Here is a 21,653-nt window from a genome sequence, read left to right as displayed (position 1 = left end):
AATGTACAAATCCCTGATACTTCTTTTACTGCTGTTTTTTTGTGCAGAGGTGCTTCATGCCCAAAAAAAACCACGCAAAAACCGCCGCGATACGGTGAGTGTTACGGGTGATACCACAACCGTTTTGTCGCCTTTTAAGCCCAAAAACGAGCAGCCAAAAGATAAAGTTTACCACCCGGACAGTACGCACAGCCCGCATAAAGCGGTCATTAAATCTTTGGTATTTCCGGGATTAGGGCAAATTTACAACCACCAATATTGGAAACTACCCATTGTTTATGGCGGGTTTGTTGGCTTAGGTTATTCGTATTATGTGGCGCAAACCAATTACAAAAAGTATTTAAAGGTGGCACAAATCCAATCTGTTGGAGGAAAAGTAGATCCTATTTATAACGGTCAAAATGCGACGATCCTTGTTTTTAAAGATTTTTATCACCGCAACCGCGATTTAACCATCATCGGTACGGTTGCTTTTTGGGGAATACAGGCCATTGATGCTTATATCGCGGCCAAGTTCCAGCATTCGTACACGATGGACAACAATTTGGGTTTTAAGGTTACGCCAACGATGCTCAGTTTGCCAGCGTTTGCTTACGGTGGTTTTGTTCCCGGATTGAAAGTAACGGTGAAGCTGAGGTGAAGAGGTAAGAGGTATCAGGTATGAGCACTGCAACCGACTTTAAACAATCATTAAAACAGATAAATTTACAGGGCTGATACCTCAAACCCCATACCTAAAAAAATGAAAATAGCTTTACTCGGATACGGAAAAATGGGCAAGATGATCGAGCAGGTTGCCCTGGAGCGCAAACACGAAATTGTTCTGAAAATTGATCATGATAATTTGCAGGAACTAACTTTAGAAAACCTGCAAAAAGCAGACGTTGCGATCGAATTTAGTACGCCGCATACCGTTTTAAACAATATTGCGCTTTGTTTTGAAGCCGAAATTCCGGTTGTGGTTGGCGCAACGGGCTGGTACGAAAAATTGCAGGAAGTTAAAATTGAGTGTTTGCAGCGCAATGCTTCCCTGATTTACGCTTCCAATTTTAGTGTTGGTGTGAATATTTTTTTCCATATCAATAAAATGCTGGCCAAAGTGATGAATCGTTTCCCGGATTACGAAGTTCAGGTCGAAGAAATCCACCATACCCAAAAATTAGATGCGCCAAGCGGAACGGCCATCACCATCGCCGAAGGCATCATCGAAAATATGCCGGTAAAAGAAGCATGGGTCAATGTGGTTTCGGGCACTTTGAATGATGCTTCGCCGCTTAGCATTACGCCGCAGCAATTGCTGATCGAATCGCACCGGATCGAAAATGTTCCAGGCACGCATACCGTGGTTTACGATTCGGAAGTGGACAGCATCGAGTTTAAACATACGGCGCACAATCGCTCAGGTTTTGCTTTGGGCGCGGTGCTGGCCGCCGAGTGGGTTAAAGACCGTAAAGGTTTCTTTACAGCCGCCGATCTGTTTAATTTTAACGCTTAAAAACAGTACTTTCGCCCTTCAAAATAGAAACAATGAGTTGGAGATTCTGGAACAAAACTGCTGCCGATACCAAGAAAAAAAAGAAAAGCGCCACGCGCGAATGGATTGATGCGATTGTGTTTGCCGTCATCGCCGCTACGTTGATCCGTGGTTTGTTTATCGAAGCATTTACCATTCCAACGCCATCCATGGAACGCTCGCTGCTGGTTGGCGATTTCTTGTTTGTAAGCAAGGTAAACTATGGCGCACGCACACCGATGACACCGATTTCTTTTCCGTTTGCCCATCATACCATGCCGCTGTTCGACATCAAATCCTACTGGGACGGCGTGAAATTGCCTTATTACCGTTTGCCGGGATTCAGTCATGTTAAAAAAGGTGATGTCGTTGTTTTTAATTATCCGATGGATGCCGACTCGCCTTTGTACCGCCCGGTGGATAAGCGCGAAAACTACATCAAACGCTGCCAGGGAACGCCGGGCGATACGTTGAAACTCATCAATACGCAGGTTTATGTAAACGGAAAAGCAGCCGAAACGCCGTCCGAAAGCCAGACTTCTTACTTAATTCGCACCAACGGTCAGGAATTAAACCCGCAAGTTTTGTACGATTTGCATATTGATCCTTCGCATGGCCAGGTTAACGCCACCGATTTGGAATGGATTATGCCGCGCGCCAGTGTGCCCATTTTAAAATCGTACTCCAACATCACTTACATTGCGCCTTATATCCAGCCGCCGGGCCAGGCCGATTTGCAGGTTTTTCCGCACGATACCCGTTTGAAATGGAACGTGGATAATTACGGCCCGATCATTATCCCGAAAAAAGGCTGGACGGTTACGCTGGATTCGCTGAATTACATGATCTACGAACGCGCCATCAAACTGTACGAAAACAACAAGCTGGAAAAACGCGGCAACGATATTTTCATCAACGGCACCAAAACCAACCAGTACACCTTCAAAATGGATTATTACTGGATGATGGGCGATAACCGCCACAACTCGTTAGACAGCCGTTTCTGGGGTTTTGTACCCGAAGACCACATTGTAGGCAAAGCTTTATTTGTGTGGATGAGCTGGGACGAGAATGCTTCTTTTATGCACAAGATTCGGTGGAGCAGGTTGTTTATGGGGATTAAGTAGGGAATGTTTCTTTTATCGGTGTAAAATATAAAAGGTATAATCGGAGAGGTTACATCTTTTGTATTTTAAAGAATAGTTAGTTGGAAATAGATCAGGATGAAAATCTTATGAATTAATAGACTGATTCGTAGATCATGATTCAAAAAACAAGATTATGAAATTCGACCAGTAGGGTGTTATTTTTTAACTTAAATAGATTTAAAATCATTTTACATTAGTTTTTGCAGATAACATTTTTAACCGTTCTTTAATTAATATTTTTTAATTTAGCTACGCTACACTTTTTTTAAACTAACTACATACTTTACTATGGCTTCTTGTTATAATTGTGGACGATATGGTGCTAATTATCGTAGAAGCGTAATAACAGGACAATCAAGTGGCACCTATTATGGTAAACGTGGAACAAGTTACAGCACGAGAACAAATACGGGACTGAGAAGTGTCTGTGAAGATTGTGCTTTTTCTATTAACAAAGGAAGACTTATACAAAGCATTGTTGTTTTATGGATAGTTGCCATAATATTAATCGTACTTATAATTCATTATAAATTTTAATATGGTTAATTGGAGTTCTTTAAAACCACTAAAGCTACATTCAACAATTATGGCTGTAGTTGTACTTATTTTGTTGGCTATACTTTTCTTTACCTCAAGTCACGCATTTGTATTTGATAATTAGAATTACTTATCCTGACCAGCATAATAACGTTTTTAATTCATAACATAATTTATTTTACACAATCTTTAAAACACAATATGCAAATCATTTTTGCAATTTCTACGCATTTTTCTGAATCTAATTCCCTTAATATTTCTTCTACACTCTCTGTTTTACCATTCCTGGTAGTCAAAGCATTATAGATTAATTTCCATTCCTCTTTCTGGTCTTCAGGAAAATCATCATTATTAAGTTTGTGTAAAGTTCCGTTAAAAGCTATTAAAAGTCTTTCTTTAATGTCACCTTGAGCTGCAGCCAGAAATTTTACTGCTACTTTTAATTGTGTATTTGAATAATTCATGATTATGAGAATAATTTTAAAACTTTAATACATCGTCTTTCAAATATACTTTAATTGTTAAAGATTAATCTATTATATGGGATTTGTAACTATAACCCCTTATACTTGTCGTGATTTGCAATTCCGATCTTAGAACTATAAATTTCTAATCAATAAAAAGTAACTTATAATTTATAACCCTTCCACACACAACTTCTCGGTCAATTCATTTAAATCTTTAACCACCGGATCCACCAAAAGAATACCATTTACTTTTCGATCCAATTCAGCTTCGCCGGGAATAATTACTTTTTGTTGGGGCGATACTGTTTTTACCGACTTAAATCGTGCAATCCAATTATTCAAATGTTGTTTAAAACCATCAACTGGTCTGAAACCATTCGTACTCATCGTTCTTGAATAGCATACATAGTAACAACCTTTCCTAACAAAAAAAGAAGGTTGCTGCAAGAATACGAAGCTTACAAAAAAGCTGAAGCCGCTAAGAAAACTTAACGGCTTCGTTTCTCCTTTAACATCCTGGTTAATGAGATAAACAAATATATTAACAACTTTAGTTATACAAAAGTTTATTTAATAATGTTACAATGGCATAAGTGTAATGGTTTTTATAGTAAAATCTAACATAAAAAGTTATATACCCCACTTCCTACCGCACCTGCCCATCGCCCCGCACAACCCATTTCTCCGTAACCAGTTTTTCCAGGGCAAACGGGCCGCGGGCATGTAGTTTTTGGGTAGAGATACCAATTTCGGCACCCAGGCCAAATTCGCTGCCGTCGGTAAAACGGGTGGAAGCATTGGCGTAAACGGCAGCGGCATCCACGTCGTTTAAAAAGGCTTCGCACAGGTTTTGGTCTTGCGAAACGATGGCTTCCGAATGTTTGGAGGAAAACTGTACAATGTGTCCCAGCGCTTCTTCGTAACCGGATACTATTTTTACAGAGCATTTAAAATCCAAAAACTCCCGGCCAAAGTCTTCCGGTTTTGCTTGTTGCAAGTAGGGGTAATTGTTGTTTTTGAGGATGGCAAAGGCGCGTTCGTCCGCAAAAATCTCTACCTGAAACTCCTTGAATTGCGATGCTGTTTTTAGCAGTAGTTTTTCGGCAATGTTTTCATCCACCAAAATGGTATCCAACGCATTACAGACCGACGGGCGTGAAACTTTTGCATTCACCACAATGGCGGTAGCTTTTTCCAAGTCAGCCGTACGTTCAACATAAGTGTGGCAAACGCCGGCACCGGTTTCGATGACCGGAACTTTGGCATGTTCGCGCACATAATTGATCAGTTGTTGCGAACCGCGCGGAATGATAACATCAATGTATTTCACCGCCGTGAGCATTTCCATAATGAACTTGCGGTCAGTTGGCAAAAGCTGCACGATGTTTTGATCCAGCCCGAAACCTTCCAGCACTTTTCGGATCAGCGAGACTAAAAAAACATTGGTAAAAGAAGCATCGGTGCCGCCGCGCAGCACGCAAACATTGCCCGAACGGATGCATAATGTGGCAACATCAATGGTTACGTTTGGGCGCGATTCATAAATGATGCCGATAACGCCCAACGGAACGGTTTTTTGTTGGATGAACAAGCCATTGGGCAAAGTTTTTTCAGACAAAATCCGGTTGGTGGGATCGGTGAGCAAAGAAACCGCAAAAACGCTTTCGGCCAAATTATGAATGCGGTTTTCGTTCAACAGCAAACGGTCTTTTTTCGGGTCGGTATCGTCCATCCGGTCTAAATCTTTTTGGTTTTCCCGGATAATTTCCTGGGTAGAAGCTTGGATTTGCTGCGCTAATTTTTCGAGCAACAGCTTTTTTTGTATATCGGCCAAAATTCGGACGAAACGGGTTGCTTTGGCAGCGTTCTCTAAAAGTGGTTGGATGGTCTGCATATTATTTTTTGTTTGCAACCAGAAGTTGCTTGCGTTCGTTTTTTGGTCTTGATACAAAGGAACGTCAAATCAATCAACCAAAGGTTTGTTAAAATGACAATTAACGGGTCGTTGCCCTGTTTTTGTCCGTTCTTTTTGCTTGATCAAAAAGAACCAAAAAATCAAGAATGCCGATCGCCTCTGGGCGGCATTCAGCCCCACGCTCCTGGGCGGCTATCTGCAAACGGCCTTGCATGTTTCTAAAAAACAACAAGCTACTTTCCATCTCACCAAATTTATACCGGTAAAAGAAGCATTTAAAAAGGTTGTTCAACAAGCGCACGATAACCGCTGATATCCCAAAGCGGCAGGTCTCCGCCCAGGTGCGGAAAGGCCCGACAAAACGCCCGGAGGGATCGGGTTTGTCTTGAATTTTTGGTTCTTTTTCATCAAGCAAAAAGAACGTAAAATCAAACGTTATTACAACAACACAATCTCATCCGCATGTGCCACCGTAACTTTTTCTGTTTTTTGATCCAATTGGATTTCATCCGAAGCCACACGCGCCCGTGCAACGGCAATAGCCTGGTTTTGCCCGTCTAAAATCTCAAACACTTCACCGTTTTCAAATTTTTCTATAATTTCAGTAATCCCTACGGCCAGCAAACTTTTTCCGTTTTGCAAAGCTTGTTGTGCGCCTGCATCAACCTGCAACCGCCCCGTAACTAAACTGCCGCTGGCCAGCCATTTTTTTCGCGCCGGAATGGTACAAGCTTGTGGCAGGCAAAGCGTACCGGTTTTTTCCTGTATCGCATTCAGGATTCCGTCTTCTGTCCTCACACCAAAAATCACTACTTTAATACCCATTTGTGTGGCCAATCGTGCAAAAGTCAACTTGGAAACCATTCCGCCTAAACCTAAAGTTGATTTTTCTTTATTGGCGAGAGACAATGCGTTTTTATCAATCACTTCAATCTTCGGGATTACTTTTCCATCTGCATCCAAAACGCCGGGAACAGAAGTGCTGAACAGCAACAACGAAGCGCCAAAACCTACGGCAATCAGCGTAGCGAGTTCATCATTATCCGAAAACTTGAGTTCCAGATCACTTACAACATCGTTTTCGTTAGCAACCGGAATGATGTTGTTCGCCCACAATTCTTCATACGTTTTCTTCAACTGCAAAAACTGTTTCCGGTTAGAAAAATGCGTCCGCTCGCACAAGCTTTGCGCGATATTGATTTTATAGGGGTAAAAGAAGTATGCGTACCTGCCCAGCAATAAAGGGTTGCCGATGGCCGCCGCCGCTTTGCGCTCACTGATGGTGCCGCTGTAGTTTTTGATGAAGTGTTTGCCCGCGCCAACCGCACCGGAAGAAACCAGCACAATGTTGTATTGCCCGTGCAGTTGCGCCACCTGCCGTGCAATCTCGGCAAGTACGGCTTCGTCCAGTTCCCCGTTTTTTTGGGTAATGGAGGCCGTTCCAAATTTTAATACGAGGATTGGTTTTGTCAAAATGGGTTGATTTTACTTTTGCGCTGCTTTACTTTTCCCTTGATGCTTTAAATGCTGATCCCGTTTTCAATTTCATGTAAAAAAACAAAAGCTTTCAAACAGGCAATGATAGGAGTTTAAAGCAGTTTTTTCTGCATCAAATGTTCCGATTTTTTAAATTTGACTATACCGTTTGCGCCAACCGTTTTCTGATAATTTTGTTACCGGCTTTTATTTTTCCGATTAATCTTTATCTTGCTTCACCAAATTCCGTTCAAAATGATTAAGCCGAAAACGATTATATTTTCTTTGTTGATCACTGCCGTTGCCGCCATGGGCGCATCGGCAAATTTGCAGGAAACCGCTGCCCAGCCCAAACGCAATTTAAAAGTGCTGCCCAAAAACATCAGCAAAGAAAACCTGGGCAAAGTGATGGACGAGTGGAAAGGTGCTTTAGGCGTGAAATGCAATTTCTGCCATGCCGCTTCTGCTGACAACCCGCGTAAACTCAATTTTGCAAGCGATGCCAAACCCGAAAAAGAAATGGCGCGCCAAATGTTTACCATGACCGGCAAGATCAACAAAAAGTTTTTTCATGCCAAAAAAGGCGAAGACGGCATGATGGCGATGGCGGCCGTCAACTGCAACACTTGCCACAACGGGCAGCCACACCCGGAAATTAAGGAGGAAAAAGAAACGAAGTAATTGTTTTTTTTGTCATTTCGATCCGAAGGGAGAAATCCTATTTCAACCAGAACAACCGCTTCGAAGAGGATTTCTCCCTGCGGTCGAAATGACAAAGCGCAGCCTGAATGACAGCAAAAGCTAATTATACCTTTTATATGTTGCCCTAAAATCAGTCAGCATTTCTTCAAAACGTTTGGCAACGGTTTTCATAAATTCTTCGTCCAGCAGTTCAAAAACACTGTTTACGCCGTCGGTCAAATCCATTTCGGCCACTTTGTAGGTTTGTTCAAAAACGCCTTTTTCAAACTTGGCAATGAACTTCCCGTTCATGTAAAAAATTGAAACTTTAAACTCCGGGTGAGGCAATTCTGCAATAACGCGCATATAAATAGTTTAAAAATAAAGTTTTAGGTTGATTTTTAGCCGGTAAAAGAAGCATCGTTTTTCGTTGCAGCATCATCAACAAAACCTTGCAACGGGTTTTTTCCGCGCAGCGTTCCCCAAGCTTTTAAAGGAACAAAACGGGCAAAAAGTTCTTCGCTGTACCAGTTTTCACTGCGCGTTTTTTTGATCACTTCTACATGTTTCGGCGAGCGGTAGGCAAAGTTTTTCACTGCTTCCAAATCTTGCCAAAAAGAAATGGTGGCTTGGTGCAAAAACGGGTCTTCGCCAACGCCCAGCGACGTAATATAACCCGGCGCGGAAGTCATGATCGAAGCAATATTGGCCGCATTTTGCCAAAAGTTTTTTAAACGGTTTAAGTTGATGGTGGCGCGGGTCAAAACAGCAATTGGCCCTTGATAATCAGTTAAGTTGGGTTCGCCAAAAGGTTCCTGTTTGTCCCATTTGCCATGTGTTTGGATGGGTTGAAGCAAAACCGTCCATTTTTCGGCAGTTAAATTTTTCCACCACTTCGAAACAAAGGAATTTTGGTCGAAACGGTTGAAGCTTTCCTCATCTTCCCAAACGGCCAGCAAAGCCCATTGTTGCCAGTCGGGATGAAAATCGAAAGTGCCGTTTTTGCCGCTGCCCATCAATTTATAAAAAGAACATTTACGCTGAAAAAGCATCGGTAAACGAAGTATCGCCATCGCCATCAGCGCCAGCGGGACAAATGCTTTTGGGTAACGGACGATGGTTAAACTCACGATCATAGCAAGCGAATTAACGATAAATTTTGCGGAGGCTTTTCAAATGTTTTTCATTCCGACACCGGCATGACAGCGCGTTCTTTAACTTTGCGCCATGGCAGAAGATTTAACCATCACGCGAAGCGGAACAAAAGCAGAACAATATGAAGCGCTGATTCCGCAAATTAAAGCTTTAATTGAAGGCGAAACGGATTTAATTGCCAATCTGGCCAACATTGCGGCGGCTTTAAAACAACAATTCAACTGGTTTTGGATAGGATTTTACCTGGTAAAAGAAGCACAATTGGTGCTTGGCCCGTTTCAAGGGCCGGTTGCCTGTACACGCATCCAAAAAGGGCGCGGCGTTTGCGGCACTTCCTGGGCAGAAGCAAAAACGCTGCTTGTGCCGGATGTGGACGCTTTTCCTGGGCATATTGCCTGCAGTTCTTTGTCGAGATCAGAAATTGTGGTGCCGGTTTTTGCGGGAGAAAATGTAGTTGGCGTATTGGATGCGGACAGTGCTGATTTGAATGAGTTTGACGAAACCGATGCCAAATACCTGGAACAAATATTAAAGCTGTTAAAGTTTTGAAACTACCCACTGATTTTTACTTGATAAAAGAAGTATCACAAATCGCACGTGATTTGCTGGGCAAATATTTGTTCACCAACATTAACGGCGAAGTGAGCGGTGGTTTTATTGTAGAAACCGAAGCTTATGCAGGCATCGTTGATAAAGCTTCGCATGCTTTTGGCAACCGCAAAACCAACCGCACCAAAACGATGTATGAAAACGGCGGCATTGCTTACGTTTATTTGTGCTATGGCATCCACGAAATGCTGAACGTGGTAACTTCGGTGGAAGGCGAACCGCACGCCGTTTTGATCCGTGCCATCAACCCAACCGAAGGTATTGAATTGATGCTGGAAAGAAGGAATATGCCGTCTGTCAAAAATAATTTGACGGCCGGTCCGGGTTCTGTTGCCAAAGCTTTGGGTATTTCCCGAAAAATGAATGGTTTTAGTTTTTTGGGCGAAGAAATTTGGATCGAAGACCGAGGACTTATCTATAATAATGAACAAATTGCTGCCGTTCCACGCGTTGGCGTGGCTTATGCCAAAGAAGATGCGCTGCTGCCTTATCGTTTTTATGTGAAGGGAAACCCTTACGTGAGCAAACCAAACCGATAAATATTAAATCAAAATTGAAGTTTTTGGGTTAAGCTTGTATAAATTAATTCAGATAATTATGAGCACGGAACCAAAAGCAGACCAGCTAAAATTTTTAAAAGACAAGATAGAAGACGTACGGATTGCCATGCTGGTAACCGTAAACCAAAACCACGAAATCCACGCCCGCCCAATGGGAACGGCCGATGTGGATGCGCAAGGCAACATTTGGTTTTTTACCAATGAGTATTCTTCCAAAGTTGACGAAGTTTCGCACGAAAACAAAGTGGTGGTAACGTATTCCAACCCAAACAACAACACGTATTTGAGCATCAAAGGCACGGCATCTTTGGTGGATGACCGCGAAAAAATGAAGCAATTGTGGAACCCGATCATCAAAGCTTTTTTCCCAGATGGTTTGGACGACCCGAAATTAACGTTGCTAAAAATTGATACACAGGAAGCCGAATATTGGGACAGCAATTCGAGCAAAATGGTGGTTGGTTTCCAGATGCTAAAAGCCGCAATTACCGGCGAAAAATATGATCAGGGCGATCATGGAAAGATACAATTGTAGTTTAAAATATTTGTAATGAAAAAAGGTGAACTGTTTTGGTTCACCTTTTTTTATGTGGTAAAAGAAGCATGGGTTAAAACCATTAGTCGTCTTCTTCCTGCTCCAGTTTGCTATCGCGTTTCAATTTTAATTTGATAAAAAAGTAAAAGAAACAAGTGGCCAACAAACCTGAAAAGATACTTGGAACGATGCCTTGCTTTAAGGTATAAATTTTAAAGAGGACATTCAATATAAACATAGAAAGTGTTACAATTATAAAATAAATGAAAAGTGCTTTTGGCTTGATTTGTTTCATACAATAAAGCTACTACAAAACAAAAATTTAATGCAACAAGAAGGCATTTTAATCCTTTAATTTTTTATGTTGAAAATCGCTTTCGATCCAATTTACGCGCACCCTTTGCCGCCTGGCCATCGTTTCCCGATGCTGAAATACGAACTGATCCCGGCGCAATTGCTGCATGAAGGCGTGATTTCGGCAGAAAATATTTTCTCCCCAAAACCAATTTCCGAAGAAAAAATATTGTGGACACATGATGCATATTACTGGCAGCAACTGCGCGATTTAACGTTACCAGCAAAAGAACAACGAAGGATTGGTTTCCCCTTATCGGCGCAATTGGTAGAACGCGAAATCCGTATTGCACAGGGGACGATTGATGGCTGTCATTTCGCTTTCGAAAATGGTATCGCTTTTAACGTTGCCGGCGGCACGCACCATGCCGGCAGCAATTGGGGCGAAGGTTTTTGTATGCTGAATGACCAGGCCATCGCTGCAAATTACCTGCTAAAAGAAGCATTGGCAGACTCGATTTTAATTGTTGATTTGGATGTGCACCAGGGAAACGGAACGGCCGAAATATTTCAACATCAACCCAAAGTTTTTACTTTTTCGATGCACGGCGCCAACAATTTCCCGTACCGAAAAGAACGTTCTGATTTGGACATTCCGTTGTTGGATGGAATAGGCGACGACGCTTATTTTATGCTGCTAAAAGAAGCATTGCCAAAATTGATTGATCAAACTAAACCTGATTTTATTTTTTACCTGGCTGGCGTTGACGTACTGGCGACGGACAAATTAGGGAAATTGGCTTTATCGAAAGAAGGCTGCAAAGCGCGCGATGAATTTGTACTGCAATTATGTCAGGCAAATAAAATACCTGTGCAGGTAAGCATGGGCGGCGGTTATTCGGCAGACATTAAAGATATTGTGGATGCGCACTGCAATACCTATAAAACGGCGATTGATTTGTATTTTTAGTAAATCTTCAACAAAAAAGTAATTTTAATATCAATTTTATATTAAATAATTAATTGCTTAATAATATTGGCAACCTTTTTGATTGTTCTTCGTAAAAGTATAAAACGGCTTACGAAGAGCCGTTGTTATTAAAGTAGAATTGTTATGCAAAATTTATATATGATGGCCACGCTGATGCGTGAAAATCAAATGAAAAAAATGGTTAAAGAGATTAATGCTGGTTTGGTTTCGATTGAACAGGCGATGGTAAAATACAATGTAGCCACACGGGAAGCTGTTGTGGACCGCGTTGAAAACTTTAAACAGGAAAAAAGGCGTGAGGAGATTAAGAGACGTGCCAAAACTTTTTCCTCAAACATTCCTAACCGGATTAAACTGGCATTTAAATAAGAGCTTGTTTAAATTGCTATCTTAAAAATTTATAATGCTTCTTTTATGCCTATAAATTTGGTGTCTTGATATTTTCCCGGTACAAAAACCACAAAAAGACAGTGATTTTTAGGTGGTAAAAGAAGCATTGAAAATACGTTGGATGAAATTTAAACAAAATATAAATCTTACAGAAATTTTTTAAACAAAGGTTTCTGTAAGATTAGTTTTTTGCAGGTTTTTGCTGAAATAATTAAAGCGGAAATAAAGTAGCAGGGAAGCAACCACCAGCCCAAGCGTTAGTCCGTACCAAATGCCGGATGCGCCCAAACCAAGCTTCATTCCTAAAAAATAGCCAACCGGCAAACCGATGACCCAGTAAGCGATAAAGGTGATACAGGCAGGAATGGCAACGTCGCCTATTCCCCGCAAAATGCCCAGTCCAACTACTTGCATGCCATCAAAAAGCTGGAAAAAAGCGGCAATCAAAAGCAGTTGGGCAGCAATGCTGATCACGTTTTTGTCGGTGGTATAAATCCAGGGAATGAGGTGGTTTGCAAGCGCGAAAATGATTGCCGTACAAGCCATAAAAACCAGAACGATGTGGTAACTGGAAATGGCCGATAAACGAAGCATTGCATAATTTTTAGCGCCAAAATTATTGCCGGAACGAATGGCTGCGGCGGCCGCAATTCCGCTGGCCATCATATAAGTGATGGAAGCAAGGTTGATGGCAACCTGGTGTGCCGCCAGTTCTACCGCGCCAATTGTTCCGATTAGAATAGCGGCACCACTGAAAGCGCTTACTTCGCAAGCATATTGGATGGCAACCGGCGCGCCGATGGCCAAAATGCGTTTGGAAATACTTTTGCTGAATTTGAATAATTGAAAGCCGGAAAGGTATTTTTTAAAATGCTTCGACCGGAAAACGTAAAAGCTGATGACGATGGCCATGACGTTTCGGTCTATCACCGTGCTTAAACCTACGCCACGCACGCCCATCGGTGTTATGCCAAACAAGCCTTTTACAAAAATAATCCCCAGGCAAATGTTTAAGATATTTCCCCAAATGGAAATCATCATGGCTTGTTTGGTAAAGCCCAAACCTTCGGCAAATTGTTTAAAGGTGTTGAAAACCATCAGCGGAATGATGGAAAAGCCCATCAATACTAAAAAAGGTTTTGCTTCCCGGATGACGGCCGGCGATTGGTCGAGGTGGTTTAGTGCGAACACAGACCCAAAATATACCGATAAAAACAGTATAGCACCGGAAATAATATTGATGGTCAGGCTTCCCGAAAGCAGTTTACCGCAAGCCTGATAATTCTCCCGTCCGTTTTCCTGCGCAATCAAAGGCGTTAAACCGTAAGCAATGCCAATCCCGATTACCAAAATCACAATAAAAACACTGTTCACCAAAGAAACGGCAGCCAAAGCGGTTGTTCCGGCAAATTGACCAACAATAATACTATCTGAAGTTTGCACCAGCACCTGCCCCAATTGCGAAATCACGACCGGGATGGCCAGGCGTAAATTATCGCGGTAAAATGGCTGGTAAAGGACGTAGAGTTTTTTCATGTTGAGGTTTGAGGTATCAGCTTTCAGCTTTTAGCAGTCAACGAATGCAAATTGGTAAAAAATCGTTGACAAAAAAATAGGTGATAAAAGAAGCATTGGGTTAATTTTGTCATTCCGAACCGAAGAGAGGAATCTTTTTTAAAGCGGTAGTTTTGGTTGAAAGAAGATTTCTCCCTACGGTCGAAATGACAGCGCCAAGAACGCGCAACAGGCAACTCACAACCTACAACTCCTTAGGAAGCCGTATAATATTCCTCTTTTTCGTTGGTATGCACACGGATTACGCCCGAAAGTACCAGGTTTACCAAAATGCGTTGCGCCCGCCGCCGGCTCAGGTTCAGCATTTCGCAGTATTCTTTTACGGTGATGCGCTCTTGCAAATGCAGGTATTCCAGCAACGCTTTTTCTTTGGAAGAATACTCAATCAGCACGCCATCGCTGTTGTTGGAACGCTTTAAAACCTCGACCACAATTTTGCTGGCCAGCATACTTTTATCCTTGATGCGAATGTAAACCCACCACTTGCCGTCTTCGCCCAAAGCATAATGCGGTTTCGAGTCACTCGGTGCAACTTCGGCCACCAAAACCAATTTGTCATCTACATAAACTTCTTCGAAAGTTGGTTCTAAAACCGGGCGGCAAAAAAAAGTAGCGGCGCGGTTGATCATGTATTTTTCTTCGTCTTCTGATTTTACGCCTTTGATCGTGCCGTCATCCAAAACGCCAATCAGCAACTTGCCGCCTTTGTTGTTGGCAAAGGCAACCAAAGTTTTGGCAATTTTTTCGGAGCTGGTGATGGTTTTTTTAAAATCCTGCGCAACGCCTTCGCCTTCCATAATCATTCTTTTGATGTTCATGCAGGTTCCTCCGGCTTTTGCGGGTAAGGCTGAAAAATTTCCATCCAGCGGTCGTGGTTTTTTAACGGGTTAAAGCCAAACTGCCCGTACAATCGGTGCGCATCGGCCGTAGCCAAAACAAAACGTCTTAAATTTTTTAATGTTGAATGATGGCGAACCGTTTGAACCAGCCATTTTGACAATCCCAACTTGCGGAAATCGGGCAAAATAAAAACATCGCAGAGGTAAGCAAAAGTAGCTTCGTCGGTAATGACACGCGCAAAACCAACCTGTTTTTGATGCTGGTAAACACCAAAGCACAAGGAGTTTTGTATAGAAGTTTCCACCGTTTCCAAGCTGATGCCTTTGCCCCAATACGAAAGCTGGTCCAAAAAATGGTGAACCAGCGCAACATCCAGCAAAGTTTTATCGGTAGAAATCAGGAAACCTTTTTTTAAAAAAGCATCATCATTCATGATTACTTTTGTAGCCATAATTTATTTGTGCCTCTAAACCCGGGTAAGGCAACTACACAAATATACTGGGTTTCTACCATTTGCGGTTGTGTCCTGGCGCAAGGTTTTACATTGATTTTAGATAATGCTGTTTTTATCGGGTAAAAATTGGTGTCAAACCGAAAATAACCTCCCAACAAAAAAGCCTTTCTAAATCAAAAGGCTTTCATTCAAACAAAAAATCAAAAACTAATCCTGCTGCATATCGCGCAGCATTTTAACCTTATCGTACGATAGTTTTAATTTGGCCTGCTGCTGGGCAACCAGCTCGTGCAAATAATGCGGCAGGTTTTCATCGGCCAAAGCGGTTTTATAAGCAGCTTGTGCAGCGTCTTCCCCTTTTTCGCAGTCGGCCAAAATCGAATGGCGGTCGTGGCCGGTAAATGTGCCTTTCACTTTCATCCAGGTACGGTAAATTTTGCCGCTGTTGGTGGTTCCTTCGGCCGTTTCGCCTTTCAAAACCAAAACTTCGGTGGCCAAAGCCAGCTTGCATTCGTGGCTTTCGTGGATCATGTGCTCGAACAAAGGTTTCAGATCAGCATTTTCTTCGGTTGATTCTTTAATCGCCCTTTCATAACCTTCGATCCGGTCATTGTTAATTTCGATGAGGTCGTTCAAAATTTCAACAGTTGCTGTATTTTCTATCATGGTTTCTTGGTTTTAATAAATATATATCAAAAGCAATCAATAAATTTTTTGTTTAGCAGAAACACATTTTTGCAATTGCGTGTTATGCTATTGATAATTAAAAAGTGATTGCCGGGTTTAAATTGAATTTATTTGGTGTAAACCCGGCAGTTTTAATTTGAACAAAAAAGAATCAACCAAAATTAAATTATTAACTAAACTAAAAAACGATGTCAAACCAACACCCGGAACACACCGAAGGGCCAGTTGCAACCGCAATTGAGAACCAGACCGCAAAAATCCCTTCCGACATTTTTTTATGGGCAGCTTTAGGCTCCATCGGCCTTTCATTAGCCCTTAAAATTATGAACAAACCGCACAACGCACTTTTTGTAGGCCAATGGCCAGCACCATTTTTGCTGTTGGGCCTTTATAACAAATTGGTAAAATTAGAAGGAAACGACTAAGCACCGGCTTGTCCTTTAAAAAACATCAGCGCTTCCACCAAACGGAAGCGCTTTTTTTATGCTTCTTTTACCGGCATAAATATTATAAAACAGCATTGCCGCTTATGCGTTTTGCAGGTATAAAAGAAGCATTGGCATGAAATATAGAAAACTGGGCAACACCAACGAAAAACTGTCCGTTATTGGTTTGGGCTGCATGGGCATGAGCCATGCCTACGGCGAAACGAATGATGAAGAATCCATCGCGACGCTAAATATGGCGATTGACCTGGGCATCAACTTTTGGGACACGGCCGATGTTTACGGCCCGCATACCAACGAAGAACTGATCAGCAAAGTGCTGGTGCCTAACCGCAAAGAGGTTTTTATTGCCACCAAGTTTGGTTTCCGCAAATCTGACGATGGTTCTAAAAACATTTTCGATGCTTCTCCGGCTTATGTAAAAAAGGCCTGCGAAGGCAGTTTAAAACGTTTGGGCGTTGACGTGATTGACTTGTATTACGCGCACCGGGTTGACCCGAACGTTCCTGTGGAGGAAACCGTTGGCGCGATGGGCGAACTGGTGAAAGAAGGCAAAGTGCGTTTTTTAGGTTTGTCGGAAGCTTCTCCGGCCTCAATCCGAAAAGCACACAAAGAACATCCGATTTCGGCTTTGCAGTCCGAATATTCTTTTATTACGCGGGATCCGGAGAAAGAGGTTTTGCCTTTGTGCCAGGAATTGAAGATTTCTTTTATTCCGTTCAGTCCGCTTTCGCGCGGTTTGTTTACGGCCGCTTCTGTTTCTGCCGATCAATTAAAAGACAACGATTTCCGCAAAACCCTGCCGCGTTTTAAAGAAGAACAATATTTAAAGAACAATCAGCAACTGGCTTCGGCCTTAAAAGAGTTTGCAGCTTCCAAAGAAATTACGCCTGCACAATTGGCTTTGGCCTGGGTTTTGGCGCAAGGCGAAGAGATCATCCCAATCCCAGGAACTAAAAAACGAAAATACTTAGAAGAAAACGCCGGTGCGGCCGATGTCAATTTATCGAAAAATGACTTGCAGGAAATTGAAGAAATATTGAAAACCTATCCGCATGTGGGCGAACGCTACTACGAAGATGCGATGAAAATGGTAAACAACTAACTAAAAAACAGGCATAAAAACAGCATCGCATGTACAACCCTTTCGTTATGTTATTTGTGCTGGCCATTCCGGTTGCCTGCATTTCGTGGACGGTTACGCACGAAGAAGTTTTTAAAGAGATCCGGGAGTTTTGCGTGAAAAACAGCCACGAACAAAAAACACTGGCCGCCCGTAAGTTTTTCTATTTGTTTACCTGCGAATACTGTTTCAGCCATTACATCACCATTTTTATGCTGATCATTACCGGTTACAAATTGTTGTTTGATGGTTGGCGCGGCTATTTAATTGCCGGTTTCAGTCTGGTTTGGATTGCCAACATTTACATGAGTTTGTACGGCTTGATCCGCTTGGACATCAAGATCGAAAAAACGGAAGCTAAGGTGAAGGAGAAGGAGTTGGAGAAGAAGGAATAGTCACCAATTTTGTATAGAGAAAGGTTTTTGAACCTGATGCTTTTATAGCATTAAATATTTGTTGAAAGGACACACCCCTAACCCCTCTTGATAGGGTAACTATATACGAGTTGGAACAAGGGTGTGAACCGTTTTTTAATGCAGTATCGGCAAAGGAGAAAAAAGAAAAACCGCCTCCTGTTAAAGATGAAAAAAGAGATATGGCTATCAAAGGTAGTTTGATGAGGCTATTAGAGTATTTTTTAGGAAAACACAAAAAAAGAAAAACCTTAACAAAATTTATACACTTTAATGTGGTAATTGTAATTACATTTATACCAAATAAAAAGAAAATCTTTTCGTATTTTGTTTAAAATAAACCTATATAGTAAGCAATCAAACAGTAATTATGTCTGACAAAACATTAAAATATCAAAAAATATCACCACCAACGCCAGATGTAAACGATTTACCCAAAGCGAACAAAGACCCTAATGTACCTAAGCTTTATTTTAACGGATTTGTAACGGGAATGACAAATGCCGATATAGTAATACTTGCAAAACTAAATAATGAGTCTAAGGCTGTACTTAACTTATCTTTGAGTGTTGCTAAAACGCTTGTTATGCAACTTTCTGGATTAATTGTAGGATTGGAAACAAGTTCAAACAATGAAATAATGACTACTGATGTAATTGATCGGGCAATGGCTAAACTTAGAGATGATGAAACAAAATAAAATAAACTACGGATTATTTGTTTTAAATCCAAGCGAAAGCAAGAATTCAATTTTTAAAAAGCTTGATACATTCTTAACCTTTAAGAAAGGTTGGCACTATGGAGAAGGTGAAATATTTAACATAGAAACAATTGATAGGTCAAAAAATCTATGTTTTTACCTTTATAATATGTTATTTACCTCAATAGACGTTTTTCCTGGATTTGATGGTGAAGTTTTAATTAAAATATATTTTTTAAATTCAGCGGTTGAGATTTTTGTTAAAAACGATAACAAATTTCATTTTTCAATCATGGACAAAGAAGATAATGATTTATACCAATCAGATATTTTAAGCATAGAGGGATTAAAAAAGGAATTAATACATCAAAGAACACAATGGAGTTTATCAGAATTTTATCCTTACACCATTATGAAACAAAAGGAAAAAGATTCAACAGCATGGCCTTTAGGGGTAAAAACGGAATATCCGTTATTGATTCAGAATGTGCAATTAAATTGTCAGGTGGAACGTGTAGCCATATTAGAAACTATTTCCCAAAACACACCAATCCTCCAATGTATTTCAAATTCAGTGGGGACTTATTACCAAATTGCCAAATAGAATTTGATGATTCGCAAGGCGATCCTTGCCATTATAACATAATTGGTTTAACGGATGGTATTGCTAAAAAAATATTTGTAGATAATAAAAAAGACAACCTAATTTATTGTCATATTGATGAGTGTGTAGAAAAGACGGAGATTGAACTATCCACAATGATTGAAGCAGGTATTATACGTTAATACCTGCTTTTTTAATATCAAAAAAATCTTATCCCAACTCATATATAGTTACTCTTGAGAGGGGTTAGGGGTGCGTTTCTCCCATAAATTTAAGTAAACTTATTAAAGACACCAATTTTTACCCGATAAAAGAAGCATCAGGTTGCTTTCCCTGTCAACCTGTCATTTTTATGTCTCCAAAATCGCTTTGGAACCATTGTTGATTCCGCCTTCCACATAAACTAAAATTTAAAGTTATGCAGGAAAAAGGTTCTATCTCCATCCACACCGAAAATATTTTCCCGATCATCAAAAAGTTCCTCTATTCTGATCATGAGATCTTTTTACGGGAATTGGTATCCAACGCCGTTGATGCCACACAAAAGCTGAAAAGGCTGGCCAGTATGGGCGAGTTTAACGGCGAAGTGGGCGATACCACTATAAAAATTGCGATAAACGAAGCAGACCAAACCATCACCATTTCTGACCATGGAATTGGCATGACCGGCGAAGAAGTCAAGAAATACATCAACCAGATTGCTTTTTCCGGTGCTACAGAATTTGTGGAAAAATACAAAGACAAAGGCGACAACAAGGAAATCATCGGACATTTTGGTCTGGGTTTTTACTCGGCTTTTATGGTTTCCTCCAACGTCGAAATCAAAACGCTTTCGTACAAAGAAGGCAGCGAAGCCGTGCTTTGGGATTGCGACGGCAGTACAGAATTTACCATTGACCCGACAGAAAAAGCAAGCCGCGGATCGGACGTGATCTTGCATATTGCCGAAGATTCGAAAGAGTTTTTAGAAAAAGCACGCATCCAGGCAATCCTTAAAAAATATTGCAAGTTTTTGCCTGTGCCGATTGAGTTTGACGGCGAAATTATTAACAATACAGTTCCACTTTGGACAAAATCCCCAAGCGAACTGAAAGACGAAGACTACATTAATTTCTATAAAGATTTATACCCGTTTTCTGAAGATCCGTTATTCTGGATTCATTTAAATGTGGATTACCCTTTCAACCTTACCGGGATTTTGTACTTCCCGAAACTGAAAAACGATTTCGAGTTTCAGCGCAATAAAATCCAATTGTATTCGCGCCAGGTATTTATTACGGATGAAGTAAAAGACATTGTGCCGGAGTTTTTGATGCTGTTGCAAGGTGTGATTGATTCGCCGGACATTCCATTGAACGTTTCGCGCAGCTTTTTGCAGGCGGATGCGAACGTGAAGAAGATTGATTCGTACATTACCAAAAAAGTGGCCGACAAGCTGGCAGAACTGCACAAACAAGACGAAGCTGCTTTTGCCGAAAAATGGCCGGACATTGGTTTGTTTGTGAAGTACGGCATGATCAGCAACGATAAGTTTTACGACAAAGCGAAAGATTTTTGTTTGTACATTGATACTGATAAGCAGTACTTTACATTGGATAAATATAAAGAGCATATCCGGGCAAACCAGGAGGACAAAAACGGAAACCTGGTGGCGTTGTACACCACTGATGTAAACAAACAGGACGCTTACATCCAGTCGGCCAAGCGCAAAGGCTATGATGTGCTGGAGTTTACGCACCCGATAGACAGTCATTTCATCCAAATGCTGGAAAGCAAAGTGGAGAAATTTACGCTGAAAAGGGTAGATGCCGATACAGCCGATAAACTAATTGAAAAAGACACTAAAACCGAAAGTTTATTAAGCCCGGAAAACGAAAAAGCGGTGCAGGAAATTTTTGAAAGCGCCATCAACAACAAAGACCGGAAAGTGGTTTTAGAACCGATGTCGCCCGAAGAATTGCCGGTAAGTGTAACGCAGCCTGAATTTATGCGCCGTATGAAAGATATGCAGGCGATGGGCGGCGGCGGTATGTCGTTTATGGGCAATATGCCGGAAATGCTGAGTGTTGCGGTAAACGCTAACCATCCGCTGATCCAAAAAATATTAAGTGCAGCAGATGAAGGAGTGAAAAAAGACTTGGCCAAACAAGCTTATGACCTGGCTCTACTTTCGCAAGGAATGTTAAGCGGTGCCGATCTCACTAACTTTATCCAAAGAAGTGTGGACTTGTCGGTGAAATAACCGAATTTTACACAGGTAAAAGAAGCATGTAGGCATTAAGTTTACATGCTTTTTTTATGCCCCTAAAATTGTTTTGGATAATAAATGCTTGATTTTAACCAGATTACACCGATAAAAACAGTATGATAAAAATTTAACATTCAAATTTGCCGTTTACGCCGGGATTTGTACTTTTGACCCCCGGAGAGCTGGCAGAGTGGTCGATTGCGGCAGTCTTGAAAACTGTTGAACTGTGAAAGGTTCCTGGGGTTCGAATCCCTAGCTCTCCGCAAAGTTTGATAACAAAATTAACACAAAA

At 41.3% G+C, this 21,653-nt stretch carries 28 protein-coding genes and 1 tRNA gene; 17 read left to right on the top strand and 12 right to left on the bottom strand.

Features of this window, described 5'->3' with window-relative positions; translation table 11 throughout:
* The first annotated feature begins 1 nt into the window (after position 1).
* The 3 genes from V5804_RS12185 (at position 2) to lepB (ending at position 2,640) form a co-directional block, all read left to right on the top strand.
* Positions 2-640 (top strand): DUF5683 domain-containing protein, encoded by a 639-nt coding sequence (locus V5804_RS12185; protein WP_369591665.1) that lies wholly within the window; start codon positions 2-4, stop codon positions 638-640.
* A 102-nt stretch (positions 641-742) separates the two neighbouring features.
* A complete protein-coding gene (gene dapB, locus V5804_RS12180) occupies positions 743-1,495 on the top strand; it encodes a 4-hydroxy-tetrahydrodipicolinate reductase (RefSeq protein WP_369591664.1) in 753 nt (250 codons plus the stop codon).
* A gap of 32 nt (positions 1,496-1,527) precedes the next feature.
* Positions 1,528-2,640, top strand: coding sequence for a signal peptidase I (gene lepB, locus V5804_RS12175; RefSeq protein WP_369591663.1), 1,113 nt, complete (start codon positions 1,528-1,530; stop codon positions 2,638-2,640).
* Positions 2,641-3,371: 731 nt separating this feature from the next.
* Here the strand turns inward: lepB and V5804_RS12170 are convergent.
* From V5804_RS12170 to proB, 5 genes are all read right to left on the bottom strand, one after another.
* On the bottom strand, positions 3,372-3,662 hold the full coding sequence (locus tag V5804_RS12170; RefSeq protein WP_369591662.1) for a hypothetical protein: 291 nt from the start codon (positions 3,660-3,662) through the stop codon (positions 3,372-3,374).
* Between the two features lie 171 nt (positions 3,663-3,833).
* Positions 3,834-4,052, bottom strand: coding sequence for a hypothetical protein (locus V5804_RS12165; RefSeq protein WP_369591661.1), 219 nt, complete (start codon positions 4,050-4,052; stop codon positions 3,834-3,836).
* A gap of 259 nt (positions 4,053-4,311) precedes the next feature.
* On the bottom strand, positions 4,312-5,559 hold the full coding sequence (locus V5804_RS12160; protein WP_369591660.1) for a glutamate-5-semialdehyde dehydrogenase: 1,248 nt from the start codon (positions 5,557-5,559) through the stop codon (positions 4,312-4,314).
* A gap of 100 nt (positions 5,560-5,659) precedes the next feature.
* A complete protein-coding gene (locus V5804_RS12155; RefSeq protein WP_369591659.1) occupies positions 5,660-5,995 on the bottom strand; it encodes a hypothetical protein in 336 nt (111 codons plus the stop codon).
* Positions 5,996-6,018: 23 nt separating this feature from the next.
* Positions 6,019-7,053 carry a glutamate 5-kinase gene (gene proB / locus V5804_RS12150; RefSeq protein ID WP_369591658.1) on the bottom strand — a complete coding sequence of 345 codons (1,035 nt, stop codon included), beginning with the start codon at positions 7,051-7,053 and terminating at the stop codon, positions 6,019-6,021.
* Between the two features lie 258 nt (positions 7,054-7,311).
* On the opposite strand from proB, the gene V5804_RS12145 reads away from it, so the two are divergent.
* Positions 7,312-7,737 (top strand): c-type cytochrome, encoded by a 426-nt coding sequence (locus V5804_RS12145; RefSeq protein WP_369591657.1) that lies wholly within the window; start codon positions 7,312-7,314, stop codon positions 7,735-7,737.
* Between the two features lie 120 nt (positions 7,738-7,857).
* Here V5804_RS12145 and V5804_RS12140 read toward each other — a convergent pair whose 3' ends face one another.
* Both V5804_RS12140 and V5804_RS12135 read right to left on the bottom strand, forming a co-directional pair.
* A complete protein-coding gene (locus tag V5804_RS12140) occupies positions 7,858-8,103 on the bottom strand; it encodes a hypothetical protein (RefSeq protein WP_369591656.1) in 246 nt (81 codons plus the stop codon).
* 35 nt (positions 8,104-8,138) lie between these two features.
* A complete protein-coding gene (locus V5804_RS12135) occupies positions 8,139-8,873 on the bottom strand; it encodes a DUF3291 domain-containing protein (protein WP_369591655.1) in 735 nt (244 codons plus the stop codon).
* A gap of 91 nt (positions 8,874-8,964) precedes the next feature.
* Here V5804_RS12135 and V5804_RS12130 point away from each other — a divergent pair, with 91 nt between their 5' ends.
* The 3 genes from V5804_RS12130 to V5804_RS12120 are packed head-to-tail and all read left to right on the top strand — an operon-like array spanning position 8,965 to position 10,596.
* Complete coding sequence (locus tag V5804_RS12130) at positions 8,965-9,441, top strand: GAF domain-containing protein (protein ID WP_369591654.1); 477 nt, start codon at positions 8,965-8,967, stop codon at positions 9,439-9,441.
* Entirely contained in the window at positions 9,438-10,040 is a 603-nt protein-coding gene (locus V5804_RS12125) for a DNA-3-methyladenine glycosylase (protein WP_369591653.1), read from the top strand. The genes V5804_RS12130 and V5804_RS12125 overlap by 4 nt, the downstream gene beginning before the upstream one ends.
* A 58-nt stretch (positions 10,041-10,098) precedes the next feature.
* Entirely contained in the window at positions 10,099-10,596 is a 498-nt protein-coding gene (locus tag V5804_RS12120; RefSeq protein WP_369591652.1) for a pyridoxamine 5'-phosphate oxidase family protein, read from the top strand.
* Between the two features lie 82 nt (positions 10,597-10,678).
* On the opposite strand, the gene V5804_RS12115 is transcribed toward V5804_RS12120, so the two are convergent.
* On the bottom strand, positions 10,679-10,891 hold the full coding sequence (locus tag V5804_RS12115; RefSeq protein WP_369591651.1) for a hypothetical protein: 213 nt from the start codon (positions 10,889-10,891) through the stop codon (positions 10,679-10,681).
* Between the two features lie 66 nt (positions 10,892-10,957).
* Here V5804_RS12115 and V5804_RS12110 point away from each other — a divergent pair, with 66 nt between their 5' ends.
* Both V5804_RS12110 and V5804_RS12105 read left to right on the top strand, forming a co-directional pair.
* Positions 10,958-11,860, top strand: a complete 903-nt coding sequence (locus V5804_RS12110) for a histone deacetylase (RefSeq protein ID WP_369591650.1) — start codon at positions 10,958-10,960, stop codon at positions 11,858-11,860.
* A gap of 144 nt (positions 11,861-12,004) precedes the next feature.
* Positions 12,005-12,250 carry a hypothetical protein gene (locus tag V5804_RS12105; protein ID WP_369591649.1) on the top strand — a complete coding sequence of 82 codons (246 nt, stop codon included), beginning with the start codon at positions 12,005-12,007 and terminating at the stop codon, positions 12,248-12,250.
* 180 nt (positions 12,251-12,430) lie between these two features.
* Here the strand turns inward: V5804_RS12105 and V5804_RS12100 are convergent, their stop codons facing one another.
* The 4 genes from V5804_RS12100 to V5804_RS12085 all read right to left on the bottom strand — a co-directional run bounded on the left by V5804_RS12100 (position 12,431) and on the right by V5804_RS12085 (position 15,806).
* Positions 12,431-13,807 (bottom strand): MATE family efflux transporter, encoded by a 1,377-nt coding sequence (locus tag V5804_RS12100; RefSeq protein WP_369591648.1) that lies wholly within the window; start codon positions 13,805-13,807, stop codon positions 12,431-12,433.
* 233 nt (positions 13,808-14,040) lie between these two features.
* On the bottom strand, positions 14,041-14,664 hold the full coding sequence (locus tag V5804_RS12095) for a helix-turn-helix domain-containing protein (RefSeq protein ID WP_369591647.1): 624 nt from the start codon (positions 14,662-14,664) through the stop codon (positions 14,041-14,043).
* The gene (locus V5804_RS12090; RefSeq protein ID WP_369591646.1) at positions 14,661-15,137 is read right to left on the bottom strand and encodes a GNAT family N-acetyltransferase; all 477 of its coding nucleotides are present in this window, start codon (positions 15,135-15,137) and stop codon (positions 14,661-14,663) included. The genes V5804_RS12095 and V5804_RS12090 overlap by 4 nt, the downstream gene beginning before the upstream one ends.
* 210 nt (positions 15,138-15,347) lie before the next feature.
* On the bottom strand, positions 15,348-15,806 hold the full coding sequence (locus V5804_RS12085; protein ID WP_369591645.1) for a PA2169 family four-helix-bundle protein: 459 nt from the start codon (positions 15,804-15,806) through the stop codon (positions 15,348-15,350).
* Between the two features lie 209 nt (positions 15,807-16,015).
* On the opposite strand from V5804_RS12085, the gene V5804_RS12080 reads away from it, so the two are divergent.
* The 8 genes from V5804_RS12080 (at position 16,016) to V5804_RS12045 (ending at position 21,624) form a co-directional block, all read left to right on the top strand.
* A complete protein-coding gene (locus V5804_RS12080) occupies positions 16,016-16,252 on the top strand; it encodes a hypothetical protein (RefSeq protein WP_369591644.1) in 237 nt (78 codons plus the stop codon).
* A gap of 136 nt (positions 16,253-16,388) precedes the next feature.
* Complete coding sequence (locus V5804_RS12075; protein WP_369591643.1) at positions 16,389-17,378, top strand: aldo/keto reductase; 990 nt, start codon at positions 16,389-16,391, stop codon at positions 17,376-17,378.
* Positions 17,379-17,407: 29 nt separating this feature from the next.
* Entirely contained in the window at positions 17,408-17,791 is a 384-nt protein-coding gene (locus tag V5804_RS12070) for a hypothetical protein (protein WP_369591642.1), read from the top strand.
* A gap of 110 nt (positions 17,792-17,901) precedes the next feature.
* Positions 17,902-18,144, top strand: a complete 243-nt coding sequence (locus V5804_RS12065) for a hypothetical protein (protein ID WP_369591641.1) — start codon at positions 17,902-17,904, stop codon at positions 18,142-18,144.
* A gap of 35 nt (positions 18,145-18,179) precedes the next feature.
* Entirely contained in the window at positions 18,180-18,509 is a 330-nt protein-coding gene (locus tag V5804_RS12060) for a hypothetical protein (protein ID WP_369591640.1), read from the top strand.
* Entirely contained in the window at positions 18,493-19,113 is a 621-nt protein-coding gene (locus tag V5804_RS12055; RefSeq protein ID WP_369591639.1) for a hypothetical protein, read from the top strand. The genes V5804_RS12060 and V5804_RS12055 overlap by 17 nt, the downstream gene beginning before the upstream one ends.
* 418 nt (positions 19,114-19,531) lie before the next feature.
* Positions 19,532-21,355: a molecular chaperone HtpG gene (gene htpG, locus V5804_RS12050; RefSeq protein ID WP_369591638.1), complete on the top strand. Its 1,824-nt coding sequence runs from the start codon at positions 19,532-19,534 to the stop codon at positions 21,353-21,355.
* A gap of 182 nt (positions 21,356-21,537) precedes the next feature.
* A tRNA-Ser gene (locus V5804_RS12045) sits at positions 21,538-21,624 on the top strand.
* Positions 21,625-21,653: the final 29 nt, after the last annotated feature.

It is taken from the genome of Mucilaginibacter sp. (genome assembly GCF_041088075.1).
Classification (GTDB): Bacteria; Bacteroidota; Bacteroidia; order Sphingobacteriales; family Sphingobacteriaceae; genus Mucilaginibacter_A.
This window is presented reverse-complemented; position numbering and strand designations above follow the sequence as displayed.

What these genes read in the sequence shown, in the direction of transcription:
- V5804_RS12185 (WP_369591665.1), top strand. Translation starts at nt 2, where the DNA reads ATGTACAAATCCCTGATACTTCTTTTACTGCTGTTTTTTTGTGCAGAG.
- dapB (WP_369591664.1), top strand. Translation starts at nt 743, where the DNA reads ATGAAAATAGCTTTACTCGGATACGGAAAAATGGGCAAGATGATCGAG.
- lepB (WP_369591663.1), top strand. Translation starts at nt 1,528, where the DNA reads ATGAGTTGGAGATTCTGGAACAAAACTGCTGCCGATACCAAGAAAAAA.
- V5804_RS12170 (WP_369591662.1), bottom strand. Translation starts at nt 3,662, where the DNA reads ATGAATTATTCAAATACACAATTAAAAGTAGCAGTAAAATTTCTGGCT.
- V5804_RS12165 (WP_369591661.1), bottom strand. Translation starts at nt 4,052, where the DNA reads ATGAGTACGAATGGTTTCAGACCAGTTGATGGTTTTAAACAACATTTG.
- V5804_RS12160 (WP_369591660.1), bottom strand. Translation starts at nt 5,559, where the DNA reads ATGCAGACCATCCAACCACTTTTAGAGAACGCTGCCAAAGCAACCCGT.
- V5804_RS12145 (WP_369591657.1), top strand. Translation starts at nt 7,312, where the DNA reads ATGATTAAGCCGAAAACGATTATATTTTCTTTGTTGATCACTGCCGTT.
- V5804_RS12140 (WP_369591656.1), bottom strand. Translation starts at nt 8,103, where the DNA reads ATGCGCGTTATTGCAGAATTGCCTCACCCGGAGTTTAAAGTTTCAATT.
- V5804_RS12135 (WP_369591655.1), bottom strand. Translation starts at nt 8,873, where the DNA reads ATGATCGTGAGTTTAACCATCGTCCGTTACCCAAAAGCATTTGTCCCG.
- V5804_RS12130 (WP_369591654.1), top strand. Translation starts at nt 8,965, where the DNA reads ATGGCAGAAGATTTAACCATCACGCGAAGCGGAACAAAAGCAGAACAA.
- V5804_RS12120 (WP_369591652.1), top strand. Translation starts at nt 10,099, where the DNA reads ATGAGCACGGAACCAAAAGCAGACCAGCTAAAATTTTTAAAAGACAAG.
- V5804_RS12115 (WP_369591651.1), bottom strand. Translation starts at nt 10,891, where the DNA reads ATGAAACAAATCAAGCCAAAAGCACTTTTCATTTATTTTATAATTGTA.
- V5804_RS12110 (WP_369591650.1), top strand. Translation starts at nt 10,958, where the DNA reads ATGTTGAAAATCGCTTTCGATCCAATTTACGCGCACCCTTTGCCGCCT.
- V5804_RS12105 (WP_369591649.1), top strand. Translation starts at nt 12,005, where the DNA reads ATGCAAAATTTATATATGATGGCCACGCTGATGCGTGAAAATCAAATG.
- V5804_RS12100 (WP_369591648.1), bottom strand. Translation starts at nt 13,807, where the DNA reads ATGAAAAAACTCTACGTCCTTTACCAGCCATTTTACCGCGATAATTTA.
- V5804_RS12095 (WP_369591647.1), bottom strand. Translation starts at nt 14,664, where the DNA reads ATGAACATCAAAAGAATGATTATGGAAGGCGAAGGCGTTGCGCAGGAT.
- V5804_RS12090 (WP_369591646.1), bottom strand. Translation starts at nt 15,137, where the DNA reads ATGGCTACAAAAGTAATCATGAATGATGATGCTTTTTTAAAAAAAGGT.
- V5804_RS12085 (WP_369591645.1), bottom strand. Translation starts at nt 15,806, where the DNA reads ATGATAGAAAATACAGCAACTGTTGAAATTTTGAACGACCTCATCGAA.
- V5804_RS12080 (WP_369591644.1), top strand. Translation starts at nt 16,016, where the DNA reads ATGTCAAACCAACACCCGGAACACACCGAAGGGCCAGTTGCAACCGCA.
- V5804_RS12075 (WP_369591643.1), top strand. Translation starts at nt 16,389, where the DNA reads ATGAAATATAGAAAACTGGGCAACACCAACGAAAAACTGTCCGTTATT.
- V5804_RS12070 (WP_369591642.1), top strand. Translation starts at nt 17,408, where the DNA reads ATGTACAACCCTTTCGTTATGTTATTTGTGCTGGCCATTCCGGTTGCC.
- V5804_RS12060 (WP_369591640.1), top strand. Translation starts at nt 18,180, where the DNA reads ATGTCTGACAAAACATTAAAATATCAAAAAATATCACCACCAACGCCA.
- V5804_RS12055 (WP_369591639.1), top strand. Translation starts at nt 18,493, where the DNA reads ATGATGAAACAAAATAAAATAAACTACGGATTATTTGTTTTAAATCCA.
- htpG (WP_369591638.1), top strand. Translation starts at nt 19,532, where the DNA reads ATGCAGGAAAAAGGTTCTATCTCCATCCACACCGAAAATATTTTCCCG.